The following is a 14078-nucleotide window of genomic DNA, read 5'->3' on the forward strand; positions in this document are numbered from 1 at the left end:
AAATGAGCACTTACAATGACTGACGTCTTACGATTCTCGACACCGGATCTAGAAATGCTGATTTGGACCAATAGTATCGACAGACAGCAAAGGACTCTCACGTCAGCACTGCAAAAGCGACGTTCAGGAACCACATCCATAAACGACACTTATCCGCTAAAATTTAAGCCTGCACAAACACTTCAACAGCTTGAAATATTGGAGGCAGTTCCTTCTGACTTTAAGTCAGAAAAACTATTTAGCACTATACAATCATCTGTACCCATCTTTTTTGAAAATACCAATTATCTTATCGAGATTAACTTCCAGAACTCGATAAGTGACGCCAAGATTAATCATAAAAACAACAGAATTAATAGTAACTTTAGGTTCGTGAAAGCAAGTTCAAAACGAGCTGCGCATCTTGCTGGTGCACTCAACACAGGAAATGATATCGGTTGGTTTACGCTTCCTCTTGAATACGAGCAAAGCGGAAAATTGAAAAAGCTCTCAATCAGCATTGAAGTTTTACCAATAAAGTTGGATTTACAACGCGATCTTCCTGTTATGTATCAAGCGATAGATAATGAATTTCCGTTGTGGAGATTTAGCTTACTCAATCCAACAGAACAAGCCGTATCTCAGAGTGCTCAGCGTGGTTACTTCCCAATCCTCTGGCTTGCCAATTTTAAGCGCCTTCGAGAAAAGTTTGAGCATGGTCTTAGAGTCATAATCCAGGCTCCTCATGCCCGACTACAAACCTTCGCAATGCATAAACGCGCTGATCGTCTCAAAGGTCGAATCAGCAGTAGATTGGAAGAACGAGTGCAAGAAGATTTACGCTATGGGCTCACAGATAAACGATATCGAGTTGAACAGAAGCGGCTAAGCGTTGACACGCCCGAGAATAGATTTATTAAGTCGATAGTCAAAGCCACTCATCGACGTTTATTGTCAATTGAGACAAAACTCCGTAACGCTCACGAAAAGGGAGAGTTACAGGATTTGTCTGAGAGCTTCCTAAACGAAATTCGCACGTGGCGAGAACCACTTATAACGGCTGAAAGACAAAGCTTTTTGAAAGATGTGGGTGACGTTGCAGCACTGCAAAGAGAGTCATTGGTACTCCAGCAAAAAACTGGATACAACCTAATATACTCTGTTTGGCAGGAGTTAAAGTTCTATTTGGATGCGTTTGATAGCCAAACAACAGTATCCATGAAGTCGATTGCCGAAATCTATGAAGTATGGTGCTTTCTTGAACTGCGCCGAATTCTTGTTGAAGACCTTGGTTTTGTCGAAGTTTACAAAAAGAAAGCGGTACTCAAGCTCAACAATGGTATCGAGCATTCGCTCACCGATGGCTTTGCAGGTTCCTTCGAGTTTAAAAGAGTTGCCGATGGCCTCGTTGCGCGACTTGCTCATGAACCCTCCATTCGAACAAACGGTGTAAATCTTCGCTCGTATTTGGTAGAGCAACGGCCTGATATTGTGTTGCAAGTTGAGTTCCCGAACTCTAAGAAACACTTAATTTGGGTTTTCGATGCTAAATATCGTCTGAAAAACAAAAGCACTCAAGTTGCATGGTCTGCCGACGAAGTAGATGAAGATGATTTGGTTCCTGATGATGCAATCAATCAAATGCATAGGTACCGTGACTCTATTATTAGACTTACAAAATCGGAGTACCTCCAGTCAGAGAGCAAGTCTCGTCCTGTTGTCGGTGCCTTCGCCTTATATCCCGGTTACTTTGAGCAATCTCAGCGTCAAAATCCCTACCAAGAATCCATCAGCGAAATTGGCATCGGAGCATTTGCGCTTTTGCCCTCAGCGCCCAACAGTGGATTACAAAACGCTTGGCTTAGTGACTTTCTGAAAGAGCAATTAAGTCCTTCTGCAGTGTCTTCGCCAGAGAACTCTCACTCGCTACTTGAAGAAGAAATTCATACGAGAGAGCCTACACGAATTCCGTTGCACGGTATGCAGCAGGTCTTGTATCCAGATTTAGTACTTACAGCAGCATTGGGTTCCGACAGCGACAGAGCCAACAACTACTATGAGAGCTTCGCTGCTGGCACGGCTCGTCACTACCACATTCCTGTAAGAACATTTGGACTCGTCTTCCAGCAGCACATCATCGCTGAGCTTCGCTTTCTCGCAATAATGGCTTCACATCTTGAATATTGTTCAATCCATCATGTTTGGCCGATAAGAAGAGTACAAAAGATGAAGCGTTGCGATATTCCATTCGAGAAAACCGGAAAAATTAGTGACTCAGATGAGTTGTATTATGTGTTTACCTTGGGCTTTCCGTTGACGTTGCCTTCGGCAATTAGTAACACTCCGAGTAACTCATTCAGAGCCTCTTTAAAACTAACAACCTTGGAATTGATTGAAGGTGCAACAACCATGTCGGAGCTGAAAACTGTGTACCCTGAAGCTTTAGCATAGGCTCGAATCGTTTTTGATGATTCTCGGACAAATTGAGCAAGCAACCTACCGATGCTGGTCCAACAAAATTGCATTGCCATCCGGGTCCCGAATCATCAGGCTACCACGGCTGTCGGGACCATCAAGATTCGCATTAAAAACTTCGATGCCAGCAGCTTCTAGCTGCGCGCGCAACTCGCGAATGTCGGTAAAGGGCTCAACGTTCTTACCACTCTGATCCCAACCTGGGTTAAAGGTGAGAATGTTTTCGTCGATATACTTGCCGAAGAGGCCGATCACGTGGTCGCCGTTCTTTAAAATGGCCCAACCTTGTTCGCTCATATCGGCAAGGGGTTCAAAGCCTAGTTTTTTGTAAAAAGCTAAGGATGCGGTCAAATCTTTGACTGCCAAACTCACTGAAAATGCGCCTAAGTTCATTATCTAGCTCCTAATCACAGTTCTCCGACACCCAAATCGCGACGCCTTCAGCTGTTTTGTCCATCAGCCCGAACGATTTGCCAATGTTGATGCCGAAGCCAACATTGCCGCCATAGTTGCGGACACCAGTGCCGACATACACAGAGTTATCACGTTGTTCGCCGGTGCGTTTTAACAACACGCCGTTAGCACCTACTCGGGCGGCGGCTTCGCGCAAGCGCCGCAACACGGCGTCCATTTGCGCTTGTTCGCTAAAGGTGAAGGAGGCATCGCTGGTGGCGGTCAACAGAGCGATGGCTTCAAAGCATGGTGGGTCTTGCAAGTAAACGGTCACTTGCTCGGCACTCAGCGGCGCGCGGGCGGTGCCAATCATATTGGTGGTGCTGGGCGACGCGCAGCCAACCAGCGCACTCATCGCGAATAACACTATCAAAGCTCGCCACATGATTGCCTCCTAAAAGCGCTAAAGCCCTGCGTTCTCAGGGCTATTCAACGACCAGTCATAGTCAGTGTAGCGAATGCGAATGTCGCCCGCCAATGCTTCTTCCTGCTCGTGAGTATCAGCCAACGCGTCGCTATACTGCCGCATATAGACACGAAGATCGTCGAAATCGTCTTCATACCAGTCGAAAATCCGCGAAAGATACAAACCTTGGTCATCGATACCGTTTTTCGAACGATCGTGTAAAAAGGTCTGCATTTGGTCGTCGAGTTGGGCGTCCAAACGTTCGGCTACGAACGCTTCGGCGCGCAGTTTCGGGCAGCTCATGGCGGCGCAAACGAGTGCGGCGTGAATGCGCGGTTCGTCAAAGTCTATCCGAATGGTTTCATGCTCGAGCCAGTCTAGTGAGCGTTCGGCACCCAACAACGTGAAGAACTCACGCTCCCAAGGAGAAGTAAAGAAACTTCCTAAATCACGAATCGACGCAGCGTCACCATCAGCAAAATCAGCGTAGTTTGCATTAATCAGCTCAAGCGTAAAAGCGTTATAAGCATTGATCAGAAATGCCAGTTGTTGCTCCGCAGTCCAGTCACGATAAGCGCTCATCGAAACGGCTGACAACTGCTGCAAATAATCTTGCAATAACGTTTCGTCGGACTGCAAAGCGGCATAATCGACCACAGAACGCTGACCCTCGTCATACACCACCACGTGCGCTTGCAGTACCTCAGTGAAGTCAGCATGGCTGTGGTCAAAAGCATCTTGCGCCTGTACCGCGCTCACGCCTACAACGAACAAAGCAAACCAACACAGTAATTTATTTTTCATAGTGATAACGGCATTGCAGTATCGTCAAATGCCCCTCTTCGTAGTGATAGACTAAACGGTGTTCACGGTCGATACGGCGTGACCAGAAGCCCGTGAGGCTGCCCTTCAGAGGTTCGGGTTTGCCCAAACCGGAAAAAGGGGTGCGCATGCATTCTTTGATCAGCTTGTTGATCGCTTTGCGCTTTTGCGGCTGCTTTTCCCAAGACAGGTAATCTGCCCAAGCATGTGGCGTCCAACTTAATAAACACTCAGTCTTCTTGGTCATCGATAAGGCCCCGCTGCGAGGCCTTACCTTGCTTAAATTGCTCGATGGATTCTGCCAAACGGCTAGCGTTGGCAGGCGAGCTAAGCAGGTGGATGGTCTCTTCCATGCTGGTATAGTCTTCCAATGAGAGCATCACTACTGGACGCCCTCGCTGACTGGTAATCACCGTTGGAATATGGTCTTCGGCAACGGCCTCCATGTGACCTTTAAGCGCTGCTCGCGCTTCGCTGTAGGTGATAACTTTAACGGTCATAAACATGCCTTCTGCTAGCGAATAACACAATCATTGTACTCAACATTGTACAATTAGGCAATGTGAACAGTCGTTGACCTCTTGTTGCAAAGGCGTTGATAATGAATGACTACTTGTTACTCAATAAATGGAACTTATATGTCTGCTCGACCCAGTATTTTTATTTCAGGAGCAGCGGCCGGAATTGGCCGCGCAACGGCGTTACGCTTTTTACAGGAAGGCTGGCGAGTGGGAGCTTTCGATATCGACAGCGCCGCGCTCGAGCAGCTCGCTGGTGATGTGCCCGTGAACTTTTATGGCAACTTTATGCGCGGTGAACTCGATGTCACTGACAACGATTCGTGGCGCGCGGCGCTGACACGCTTCGCCGAAACCACCGAAGGCGGCGGCATTAATGTGGTGTTTAACAACGCTGGAGTGCTGTGCTCGGGGGATTTCACTGCGACCGCTATCGAAGACCATGAACGCCTGTTGCGGGTGAATGTGCAGGGCGTACTCGCCGGCTGCTATCACGCCTTACCGCATCTTGAAGCCGCGGCTGATAGCCGCGTTGGTGCGCGGGTGATCAATATGAGCTCGGCCAGCGCAATTTACGGTCAGCCAGCCCTTGCCAGTTACTCCACTAGCAAGTTTGCCGTACGCGGCCTCACTGAAGCATTGAACATCGAATGGCAAAGCAAAGGCATCAACGCTTTAGACGTAATGCCGTTATTTGTACAAACACGCATGGTTGAAGGTGAAGCAACACCAACCATGCGGCGTTTGGGTGTGCGCTTAACCCCAGAAGATGTCGCCGAGACAGTGGTGCGCATGGCCTATTATCGCGGCAATCGAGTGCATTGGCCCGTCGGCGGCCAAACCAAACGGATGATGTTGGCCAGCAAGCTCGTGCCGAGCTCACTGGTACGTGCAATCAACCGCTGGTTGGCGCGCGCTTAAGCAGGCGCTCGGGTAGGCAATTAACCCTGCTTTTCAGCAATGTAGTCGTCAACGAATTGCTCGAGTACATTTAAAGGTACTGGGCCGTTCGCTAACACCACGTCGTGGAATTCGCGGATATCGAAGTCATCACCGAGGGCGGTTTTGGCTTTCTCACGCAGTTCCAAGATCTTGTTCATGCCAATTTTGTAAGCTGTTGCTTGGCTTGGCATGACAATGTGGCGTTCGACCATTTTGCGTGCGTCTGCTTCGGCGTTTGGCGTGTTGTTCACGTAAAAGTCGATGCTTTCTTCACGGGTCCACTGTTTGGCGTGAATACCGGTGTCGACCACCAAACGTACCGCGCGCCACAGTTCCATCGCCAAGCGGCCAAAATCAGAATATGGGTCTTCATAGAAGCCAATTTCTTTAGGGAGCAACTCGGTATACAAGCCCCAACCTTCAGAATACGCGGTCACGCCACCGAATTTACGGAAGCTTGGAATGTCTTCCAACTCCTGCTGAATGGCGATTTGCATGTGGTGCCCTGGGATCCCTTCGTGGTAAGCCAAAGCTTCCATTTGGTAGGTTGGCATCGAAGCCATATCGTACAAGTTCGCGTAGTAGATACCTGGGCGCGTACCATCGGCTGATGGCCGTTGATAGAACGCCTTACCTGCTGACTTTTCACGGAAGGGTTCAACCGCTTTAACGATCATGTCGGATTTTGGCTTGGTGATGAACAATTCATCGAGGCGCGTACGCATGGTATCAATCAGCGCTGTCGCCTCTTTCAGGTAACGCTCGCGGCCTTCTTCCGTGTCCGGATAGATAAAGTCTTGGTTATTACGCATGTGTACGAAGAACTCTTGCAAGGTGCCTTCGTATCCCACTTTCGCCATGATTTCGCGCATTTCGTTGTGAATGCGGTCGACTTCGCTCAAACCGATTTGATGAATTTCTTCAGCGGTGAGGTCAGTGGTGGTAGTGCGCTGCAACGCATTGTTGTAAAACGCTTCACCGTCTGGGAATTTCCAGGCGCCGTCTTTGGTATCGGCTTGCTGTTCCAGCTCTTCAACCGCAGCAATCAGGCTTTCATAGGCCGGTTTAACCGACTCCAGCATTGCTGTGCGTGCTTGCGACTGTAGCTCTTGGAATTGCGCTTCTTCAATATCGAGGTTGCCGATTTTATTGTTGAAATCTTCCCACAAGGCACTGGCTTCGCCGTCATCGAATGGCGCGCCGGTGATGATGTTTTTGCTGTCGCTGATCACATACGGATAAACAAACTTAGGTGCGATAATACCCTTTTCTGCACGTAACTTGAGGGCATCTTCGAGCTGTGTGAATAATTCAGGTAAGCCGTTCAAGCGCGCAATGTAGTCTTGTGCGTCGTCGACATCTTGAATGCGGTGCTGGTTGATCAGCAGCGACGCGACACCCGAGTGCATACCAAACATTTGGTTGACTGGATAGTTATAGTGACGCCACTGGTGATCAGCGATTTCTTCTTCGAGCTCTTGCTTCATCAACTGCCAGCTCAAGCGCGTTTGCTCGTTCAGGTTCGCCGGGTCAATCGCATTGATTTGAGCCAAATGTTGCTTAGTGAGTTCTATATCTTCCGCCGCACGTGCTTCCGAAATGTCGTCCCATTTGTCTTGGTCATCTTCGATGCCGAGGCGGGTTTGGAACATCGGGCTACGCATGACATTTTCCATGAAAATGTCTTCAAATAGCTGATTGGCTTTTTCCGATTCAGCGGCGATAACTTCGGCTGAAGGCCCGGCTGGTGCAGTTTGTTGGGTTTGCTGATTCTGCGTTTGCGTTTGCGCGTCGTCATTGCTTGGTGCTTCTGAGCAGGCGCTTACGAGTAACGCCAACGAAATCGCAGCAGCTAATTTAGCTTTGTTCACGGTTCTCTCCTGTTGTAGTTGTAGTTGTAGTCCCCCTAATCTACACAACTTCTCGCGCACAAAGTAGCCCGTACCAAACAAAATCATTTACAACAGAATAAGTTTTGACCTATCTTTGCAAATAGCCCTGCGCTGAATAAAAGACACCGAGAGAATGTGACGATGACATCAAAACTTTCCTGTATCTGGCAACAACGATTTGCTCGCTTGCATTCCAAGCTGTTCCCTAAGCTTATTCACTTTTTGAGTATGCAAGTACCGAAACAAGAAGCAGAAGAGATTGCACAAGAAGCCTTACTTAAAGTTTATCAGCGCTTGCAGGACGCACATGCCAACAACGAACAATGGTCAGATGAAAACTTAGCAGCACTGACCTACACTATCGCCAAGAATTTGATCGTTTCCCGCGCGCGGCATCTCAAAATCCGCTGGCAGTATCATGAAGAGCAGCGCATGCAACTGAGTATGGCAGCTACGCACAACGCCGAACAAAGTGTGATTAATGAAGACATGAACCGCCACTTACTGGCCGCTATCAATCGTCTACCGGCTATTTGCCGGAACGTGTTTATCTTGCGAAAAATTCATAACAAGCGCTATCAAGATATCGCCACTGAGCTTAATATATCGGTCAAGACCGTTGAGAACCACCTCGCGAAAGGCATGAAGCTATGTCGCCAGTACATGATTGAGTCGGCAAGCGAGGAGTCTAAGCAAAGCAGTATGGATTCAACCGTATGCAAATAGAAGATTGGATTGTTCACGACATTCCCGATGACATCATCGAGCAAGCATCTGACTGGATTGTGCAGTTAGACAAGCTTGAGCACGACGACGCTTTCGCCGCGGCTTGTCCATCAGCAACACTGTTGCGCCAAGATTTCTATGACTGGCTGAATCGTGACCAGCTGCATCAACTTGCCTTCTTACAATTGTCTGAGATGTGGGCGAAGTCATCAATGCTGCGGCACATGGAACATCTGATCGACAAATCTGAAGTTATCCAATTTCCAAACCTGCAGGCGACATCTCATCTTGACGTTGAACCCGGCCCTATTCTCATCGACCATCACGACACGCTTTCAGCGCCAGCTTGGATGTACAACGTGGTGATTGGCTTGGTTGTGGTAGGCACCTTCATCCCGTTCTTGCTGTAGGTTTTTCACCCTCCGAAAGAGCCGTCGAAAAGTCCCCCATAAAAAAAGTTTCATCTGCGATAGGGGGATTTCTGATCTCGTGCGTTTATTACTTGAACTACAGAAGTCAGTTAATAAACATACGAGAGACTGCTCATGAATAAATACAATAAATCAGTATCGACTCAGGCGAAGTTAACCAAAGTCGCAGCCGCTGTGGCATTGGTCTTGTCGTCACAAGCTTTTGCACAACAAGTTGAAAACGACGCCGAAGCAACCCAAGAAGACAAATCTGTTGAACGCATTACGGTAGTGGGTTCTAACATCAAGAACGCGCAAGTGTCAGAAGCACTCGCAGTTTCAGTGATTGGCGCCGAAGAAATCGGTGAGTTAGGCGTTGAGTCACTAGATGATTTACTCCAGCTCATTCCAGAAAACGGTCAGAACTTTATGAGTGAAGCCGAGAATATTTCTGGTGGCGTTAACTCAGCCCGTGGCGATGTCGGTTCCTACAATTTACGTAACCTAGGTACCGGTAACACGCTGATTTTATTAAACGGTCGCCGCATGGTGAACTCCGCAACCTATCAAACCGAAGAAGTCGGCGGCAGTTTCGTGCCAGTCAACTCAGCCAACGTTAATATGATTCCTGTGTTTGGCCTCGACCAAGTTGAAGTCTTACGTGACGGCGCCTCGGCAATTTACGGTGCCGATGCCGTGGCCGGTGTCGTAAACCATGTGGTGAAGAGTGATTTCGTTGGTTTCAATGTGTCAGCCCGCTACTCAGATTTCGAGAATTTCTCGAGTCCCGCACAACGCTTACAAATCGAGTGGGGCCAAGATTTCAACGACGGCCGCACCAACGTTAGCTTCTTTGGTGGTTTCTACAAGCGTGACCGCATCAACTCACAAGATGATGAGCGTTGGGCTGATTCAGATTTCCGCTGGCGCATTCCAGAGGGCTCACCTTGGGCCGGTGACACGCGCTTCCGTAACGACAGCGCCAACTCACTCTACGGCCAGTTTGACCTCATCACGCGGGCATCAGGCGTTGGCGTAAATGGCACCATTACCGATAACGCTGGGGAATTTGAGACCTACCCGGTCGGCGACCCACGCTGTCAGTATGATATTAACGAATACATTTGCGGTGCGGTCGATGGCCAAGGTCTGTATCGTTACAACTTAAACGCAGACCGTGATTTACGTTCGAAAATGGATCGCACCAACTTGTTCCTGTTCGTGAATCATGAGTTTCGCAATGGTGTCGAGAGTTTCACCGAAGTCTCTTATTATGAATCAAACACCAATTTACGCCGCCATCCGACAGCCCCGTTTAGCGCCGTTAAACTGCGGGTCGGTGCCGAGAACTATTACAACCCATTGGGTCCGTGTGGTTCGCCGAACCGTCTCCCTGACGAGCTGATTCCAGGCGTACCTTGCAGCGGCCTTGAACTCGAAATCGATAACTACCGCTTCGCGGAAATTCCACGTATCGTCAACAACGACGGTGACTCGTATCGCTTCTTGCAAGGCTTCCGTGGCGTGTGGGGCATGTGGGATTGGGAGGGTGCATTTACCCACTCGAAAGCCACCAAAGACGACCTCACCTCTAACCGAGTCTCGAATAACCTGATGGCCGAAGCGCTGTTTGACCCAACACCGGACGCCTATAACCCGTTCAGCGGCGGCGTGAATAGCAACATTGAACGCGCGTTAATCGATGTTTATCGCAAAAGCGAAACTGAACTGACCATGTTCGATTTCAAAATGGCGAATCCAGCGATTTATGAGCTGCCTGCAGGGCCAGTTGGCTTCGTTGCCGGTGTCGAATATCGTGAAGAATCGTTTAAAGATGACCGTGATCCGCGCTTAGACGGCACCATTGTCTTTACCGACTATCAAGGTGATACCTACCCGTTCGTGTCCGACGTGGTGAACTCGAGCCCAACGCCTGACAGCAGCGGTGAGCGTGATGTCACCTCGTTGTTCACCGAGTTCCAAATCCCAGTGTTAGAAACCCTTGATGTGCAAGCGGCTATCCGCTACGAAGACTTTTCAGACACTATCAGTACGACGGTTGGGAAAGTCGCCTTTGGTTGGTCGCCAACCGATATGTTCATGTTACGTGGTTCGTGGTCAGAAGCCTTCCGTGCACCGAACCTGGTCACTATCAACGAGAGCATCGTTGCCCGTAACAACACGCGCACTGATTATGCGTGTTTGTACGCAGCAGAGTTCGGTGGTGATCCAAACCAAGATGAATTGGATTGCCGTAACTCGATTCAGCGGGTCGCCCAAGGTAGCGATCAGTTGGTTCCTGAGGAATCCACCAACACTAACCTCGGTATCGTGTTCAATCCAATCGATGACCTGACGCTCACCGTTGACTATTGGACCATCGAGAAGGAAAACACCATCGGCTTGTTCGGTGAAGAAAACCACACCTTACTCGACTTAGTGATGCGTTTAGAAAATGGCCTGAACAACTGTGACAGCGCAACCTTCAACGCCGCCGTTGAGCGTGGTGAAATTGACGCGGGTACCGCTGGCTTTTACGAGGCTGCAGGTATCTGTCCGGCAGGCACGATCTCGCAAATCACCGACCAGTATGCCAACCTCGATACCCGTGAGTTAGCAGGTTTTGATATTGGCATTTACTACACACTTGATTCTGAAATTGGCCGTTTTAGCTTCAAATACAACGGTTCATTCTTAGAAAAATTTGAGCAAAGCGCCGGTGGTGATGCCGCAGTGTTAGTTGAAGCCCAAGAGAGTGGCTTACTGCCAGCATCCTTCCCAGTCACTGGCTTCGCCGATTTGATTGGTCGCGATGGCAACCAAGAGCAACGTCATTCTGCCCGCGTATCTTGGCGCAAAGGGGAGTATGCCGCATCACTGACCGGCAACCGTATCGGTAGCTTCTATCAAAGCAGCTTGACCCTCGACGATGGCACGCTCTACGTGATTCCGGCCATGACCACGTACAATGCGACCTTTGATTACACGACGCTGATTAATGAAGTCGATACACGCTTCCGCTTTGGTATTGTGAATCTATTTGATGAGCGCGCGCCACTTGCTGATGGTTACTTTGGCTTCTTCTCAGATGCCCACCGTGACTATGGCCGCCAGTTCTATCTAGACGTAAGTGCACGATTTTAATTAACCTTTTTAATTAGGATGTAATCATGCACGCAACTGAAGCACGCGCCCCAGAGCGGGCGCGTTATCAAAATATTGGCCTGTTACTCGGGCCCATCTTATTCTTCGTAATGATGCTGTTCGATCGCAGCCAAACCACCATGGACCCAGCGGCGTGGCGGGTTGCGGCGGTAGGGCTATGGATGGCGGCGTGGTGGGCGACCGAGGCGGTCTCGGTGCCGGTCACCGCATTCTTGCCGATGATCATGTTCCCGTTTTTGGACGTGACCACCATCGCCGACGCGAGCCGACACTACGCGAACCCCACTATCTACTTGTATTTGGGTGGCTTTATTCTGGCCATTGCCATCGAAAAGTGGCAGTTACATAAACGCATTGCGTTGTCGATCTTGTCGGTTACCGGTACCGACGGTAAGTTCCTCATCGCCGGTTTTATGGGGGTCGCAGCGCTGTTGTCGATGTGGATGACCAACACCTCAACGACCATGATGCTAATGCCGATTGCCTTGTCGGTAGCCAATATGATCGCTGAGGAGAATAATCATCTTAACGCGGATGAGCTCAAATCGTTTCAAAAGGCGATGTTATTGGGTCTCGCGTACGCAGCTACCATCGGCGGCCTCGCGACCTTGATCGGTACGCCGCCGAACGCTTTGTTAGCGGCGTTTTTGATCGAAAACTATGATATTCATATCACTTTCGCCAGCTGGATGTTGGTGGGTGTGCCGGTAATGTTACTGATGCTACCACTGGCGTGGTATTCGCTGACGCACTTTACCTATAAGGTGAATATTCCGGCCAACCCTGAGGTCAACGATCACATCAAAAAAATGGTGACTGATTTAGGGCCTATGAGCAAAGCCGAAGCACGCGTAGGTGCGGTGTTTTTACTGGTGATCACCTTCTGGATTTTGCGCCGTCCGATTTCCGCGTGGCTCGGTATCGATTTTCTGACCGACACCGGTATCGTCATGGCTGCAGCGCTGTTGCTGTTTTTGCTACCAAGTGGCTCGCAAAAACAAGCGCAACTGTTGACCTGGGAAAACGTGCAAGGACTGCCATGGGGCGTGTTGGTGCTGTTTGGTGGTGGTTTGAGTCTGGCAGCTTCTGTTTCAGACTCGGGTCTGGCGGCATGGCTTGGCGGTAACTTGATGCCGCTCGGCGCCTTTGGTGTGATTGCGTTGGTTTTAGCGGCCACAGGCTTGGTGATCTTCCTTACTGAACTCACCAGTAATGTTGCTACCGCGGCAACCTTCTTACCGGTTGTCGGTGCGGTTGCGCTGGAACTTGGCGTATCACCGCTGCTGCTGTGTATTCCAGTTACCTTGGCGGCAAGCTGTGCCTTTATGCTACCGGTAGCAACGCCACCCAACGCGATTGTGTTTGCCTCGGGTAAGCTGAGTATTCCCGACATGGTTCGAGCAGGACTGGTGCTCAACATTATTGGTATGGCATTGCTGACTGTCGTCTCGATTTGGCTAGCACCCATGGTGTTTCTCGACTAACAAGGAGTCTTGTCATGGTAAGTAAACTGTTAGCAGCTTGGCTCTGTGTACTGGTGCTGGTTGCACCAGCCCTGGCCGAAGAGGAACCCAAGCGCGTGTTGTTTGTTGGTAATAGTTTCAGCTTTTACAGCAATGGGATACACAATCACTTCGCCAACTTGCTGCGCGCTGAGGGAGCGTGGCAAGTCGGTGAAAATCGCGTACGGCTGCTGACCTTATCGGGTGGCCACATTCACGAAACGGGCCGCTTGCTCAATAGTTACTTGAGTAGCGGTGACGACAACTGGCACGCGGTGGTGTTACAAGGCCACAGCAACGAACCTATCGACGAGAAAAAGTCGGCACGGTTTGAAAAAGCCATGGAGCTGATGATTAAAGAATTGCGCAAACGCGACATACAACCGCTGCTGTTGATGACTTGGGGCTATCAGAATGAGCCGTCGATGAGTCGCAAACTGCAAGCGGCCTATGAGCGTGTAGGTAAGCGCCACGATGCATTGGTGGTGCCGGTTGGCGTCGCCTTTGCCGCCGCGGCCAAACAGCACCCCGACATTAACTTGTTTGTGAAAGATGTGCGCGGCGCAGCGGACGAGCAGTTACTTTATCGCCGCGATATCAAACATCCAAGCATGGCAGGCACCTATTTGGCCGCTTGCGTCATGTATGCAAGTTTGTATCAGCGTAGCCCAGAGGGTAACCTGTTTACCGCCGACTTAGACGCCGACACCGCGCTCGCACTGCAGCGCTTGAGTTGGCAGGTGGTGGCGGATTATTTTGCGTTGCCGACAACGGCACAGGAGTGAGGA

General features: G+C 49.8%; 13 protein-coding genes. 7 read left to right on the plus strand and 6 right to left on the minus strand.

What is annotated here, in order from left to right; all coding sequences use genetic code 11:
- The first annotated feature begins 15 nt into the window (after positions 1-15).
- Positions 16-2430, plus strand: coding sequence for a DUF2357 domain-containing protein (locus ACJ8W9_RS10625; RefSeq protein ID WP_411361044.1), 2415 nt, complete (start codon positions 16-18; stop codon positions 2428-2430).
- Positions 2431-2475: 45 nt separating this feature from the next.
- Here the strand turns inward: ACJ8W9_RS10625 and ACJ8W9_RS10630 are convergent, their stop codons facing one another.
- From ACJ8W9_RS10630 to ACJ8W9_RS10650, 5 genes are read right to left on the minus strand one after another with little or no spacing between them, the layout of a single operon-like run.
- Positions 2476-2847 carry a VOC family protein gene (locus ACJ8W9_RS10630; RefSeq protein WP_411361045.1) on the minus strand — a complete coding sequence of 124 codons (372 nt, stop codon included), beginning with the start codon at positions 2845-2847 and terminating at the stop codon, positions 2476-2478.
- A 10-nt stretch (positions 2848-2857) separates the two neighbouring features.
- Positions 2858-3292 carry a hypothetical protein gene (locus ACJ8W9_RS10635; protein ID WP_411361046.1) on the minus strand — a complete coding sequence of 145 codons (435 nt, stop codon included), beginning with the start codon at positions 3290-3292 and terminating at the stop codon, positions 2858-2860.
- An 18-nt stretch (positions 3293-3310) separates the two neighbouring features.
- Entirely contained in the window at positions 3311-4117 is an 807-nt protein-coding gene (locus ACJ8W9_RS10640; protein ID WP_411361047.1) for a DUF547 domain-containing protein, read from the minus strand.
- The gene (locus ACJ8W9_RS10645) at positions 4107-4382 is read right to left on the minus strand and encodes a Txe/YoeB family addiction module toxin (protein ID WP_411361048.1); all 276 of its coding nucleotides are present in this window, start codon (positions 4380-4382) and stop codon (positions 4107-4109) included. The genes ACJ8W9_RS10640 and ACJ8W9_RS10645 overlap by 11 nt, the downstream gene beginning before the upstream one ends.
- Positions 4366-4635, minus strand: coding sequence for a type II toxin-antitoxin system Phd/YefM family antitoxin (locus ACJ8W9_RS10650; protein ID WP_034730567.1), 270 nt, complete (start codon positions 4633-4635; stop codon positions 4366-4368). The genes ACJ8W9_RS10645 and ACJ8W9_RS10650 overlap by 17 nt, the downstream gene beginning before the upstream one ends.
- A 138-nt stretch (positions 4636-4773) precedes the next feature.
- On the opposite strand from ACJ8W9_RS10650, the gene ACJ8W9_RS10655 reads away from it, so the two are divergent.
- Positions 4774-5574: an SDR family oxidoreductase gene (locus ACJ8W9_RS10655; protein ID WP_411359451.1), complete on the plus strand. Its 801-nt coding sequence runs from the start codon at positions 4774-4776 to the stop codon at positions 5572-5574.
- 20 nt (positions 5575-5594) lie between these two features.
- Here the strand turns inward: ACJ8W9_RS10655 and ACJ8W9_RS10660 are convergent, their stop codons facing one another.
- Positions 5595-7466, minus strand: coding sequence for a DUF885 domain-containing protein (locus tag ACJ8W9_RS10660; protein ID WP_411361049.1), 1872 nt, complete (start codon positions 7464-7466; stop codon positions 5595-5597).
- Positions 7467-7628: 162 nt separating this feature from the next.
- Between ACJ8W9_RS10660 and ACJ8W9_RS10665 the strand changes: the two genes are divergently transcribed.
- The 5 genes from ACJ8W9_RS10665 (at position 7629) to ACJ8W9_RS10685 (ending at position 14075) form a co-directional block, all read left to right on the plus strand.
- Complete coding sequence (locus ACJ8W9_RS10665; RefSeq protein WP_411359449.1) at positions 7629-8213, plus strand: RNA polymerase sigma factor; 585 nt, start codon at positions 7629-7631, stop codon at positions 8211-8213.
- Positions 8204-8623: a FecR/PupR family sigma factor regulator gene (locus ACJ8W9_RS10670; protein WP_411359448.1), complete on the plus strand. Its 420-nt coding sequence runs from the start codon at positions 8204-8206 to the stop codon at positions 8621-8623. The genes ACJ8W9_RS10665 and ACJ8W9_RS10670 overlap by 10 nt, the downstream gene beginning before the upstream one ends.
- A 135-nt stretch (positions 8624-8758) precedes the next feature.
- The gene (locus ACJ8W9_RS10675) at positions 8759-11767 is read left to right on the plus strand and encodes a TonB-dependent receptor domain-containing protein (RefSeq protein WP_411361050.1); all 3009 of its coding nucleotides are present in this window, start codon (positions 8759-8761) and stop codon (positions 11765-11767) included.
- Between the two features lie 26 nt (positions 11768-11793).
- Complete coding sequence (locus ACJ8W9_RS10680) at positions 11794-13272, plus strand: SLC13 family permease (RefSeq protein WP_411361051.1); 1479 nt, start codon at positions 11794-11796, stop codon at positions 13270-13272.
- A gap of 14 nt (positions 13273-13286) precedes the next feature.
- Positions 13287-14075, plus strand: a complete 789-nt coding sequence (locus tag ACJ8W9_RS10685) for a hypothetical protein (RefSeq protein WP_411361052.1) — start codon at positions 13287-13289, stop codon at positions 14073-14075.
- The last annotated feature ends 3 nt before the right edge of the window (positions 14076-14078 follow it).

The organism is Pseudidiomarina salilacus, from assembly GCF_047323925.1.
Taxonomy (GTDB): Bacteria; Pseudomonadota; Gammaproteobacteria; order Enterobacterales; family Alteromonadaceae; genus Pseudidiomarina; species Pseudidiomarina salilacus.

Coding starts and splice junctions, on each gene's coding strand:
- ACJ8W9_RS10625 (WP_411361044.1), top strand. CDS start 16: ATGACTGACGTCTTACGATTCTCGACACCGGATCTAGAAATGCTGATT.
- ACJ8W9_RS10630 (WP_411361045.1), bottom strand. CDS start 2,847: ATGAACTTAGGCGCATTTTCAGTGAGTTTGGCAGTCAAAGATTTGACC.
- ACJ8W9_RS10635 (WP_411361046.1), bottom strand. CDS start 3,292: ATGTGGCGAGCTTTGATAGTGTTATTCGCGATGAGTGCGCTGGTTGGC.
- ACJ8W9_RS10640 (WP_411361047.1), bottom strand. CDS start 4,117: ATGAAAAATAAATTACTGTGTTGGTTTGCTTTGTTCGTTGTAGGCGTG.
- ACJ8W9_RS10645 (WP_411361048.1), bottom strand. CDS start 4,382: ATGACCAAGAAGACTGAGTGTTTATTAAGTTGGACGCCACATGCTTGG.
- ACJ8W9_RS10650 (WP_034730567.1), bottom strand. CDS start 4,635: ATGACCGTTAAAGTTATCACCTACAGCGAAGCGCGAGCAGCGCTTAAA.
- ACJ8W9_RS10655 (WP_411359451.1), top strand. CDS start 4,774: ATGTCTGCTCGACCCAGTATTTTTATTTCAGGAGCAGCGGCCGGAATT.
- ACJ8W9_RS10665 (WP_411359449.1), top strand. CDS start 7,629: ATGACATCAAAACTTTCCTGTATCTGGCAACAACGATTTGCTCGCTTG.
- ACJ8W9_RS10670 (WP_411359448.1), top strand. CDS start 8,204: ATGCAAATAGAAGATTGGATTGTTCACGACATTCCCGATGACATCATC.
- ACJ8W9_RS10675 (WP_411361050.1), top strand. CDS start 8,759: ATGAATAAATACAATAAATCAGTATCGACTCAGGCGAAGTTAACCAAA.
- ACJ8W9_RS10680 (WP_411361051.1), top strand. CDS start 11,794: ATGCACGCAACTGAAGCACGCGCCCCAGAGCGGGCGCGTTATCAAAAT.
- ACJ8W9_RS10685 (WP_411361052.1), top strand. CDS start 13,287: ATGGTAAGTAAACTGTTAGCAGCTTGGCTCTGTGTACTGGTGCTGGTT.